Source organism: Prevotella multiformis DSM 16608, from assembly GCF_000191065.1.
Classification (GTDB): domain Bacteria; phylum Bacteroidota; class Bacteroidia; order Bacteroidales; family Bacteroidaceae; genus Prevotella; species Prevotella multiformis.
Genome location: NZ_GL872300.1, coordinates 1 through 723, shown reverse-complemented (window position 1 = coordinate 723; position 723 = coordinate 1). Strand labels below are relative to the sequence as shown.

Genomic DNA, 723 nt, shown 5'->3' with positions numbered 1-723 from the left:
ATGGAAGCAGTTATACTTCACATAGGCTTCCATATTATGTACGTCCATGAACAGATAGTTCTCCTCGGAGCCATATCCCGAATCGGCTACGACTGTCTTGGCATAACGATGGTAGCGTGAGTTGAAAGACTCCAGGAAAGAAGGAAGTGTGAGCGTGTCTGTACGGTTAGCATAGAGTGCAAAGTCGGTGATAAACTGGTTCTCAGTTGCTATCTGCAGATTATATCCAGGCTTAGTCTGTCCGTTCCGCATAGCGTCCTCCTTCATGTGCATAAACGTGGCATCAGGGTCGGTCTTGCTGTAGGAGTTTCTCTCTCCCATAATCTCAAGGTGTTGGTCATACTCCTGGAGTTTATTACGTTTCTTCTCAAGTTCTTTAAGCTGTTTTTTCTTGGTTCTAACAGCCTGCTTCTCTTCTTTTGTCTTAGGCTCAGGGGCTGATTCCAAAGACTTGTTCAATTCCTCGGATATCTCATCGAGCAGAGCTGCAGTAAACTCGACACCTTCTGTCTTAGCGGCATTGTCCTGCGCTATGACATCATCAACCTGAAGCAGGAGTGTGCGTATTTGTTCCTGCAACCTGGCGCGGTTCTTTTCCACGGTTCTCTTCCAAACGAAGGTATACTTGTTGGCTTTCGATTCTATTTTTGTGCCGTCAATATATTCAACGTCAAGACTTATCAAACCTTTGGCTGCAAGTACTAATACGACTTGTGTGAATAT

Annotated in this window: 1 protein-coding gene; it reads right to left on the bottom strand. The window is 45.0% G+C overall.

Translation table 11 applies throughout. From position 1 onward, the window contains the following. Positions 1-723, bottom strand: a 723-nt coding sequence (locus tag HMPREF9141_RS12370) for an IS1182 family transposase (RefSeq protein ID WP_007369116.1), incomplete at both ends; no start/stop codon positions are given.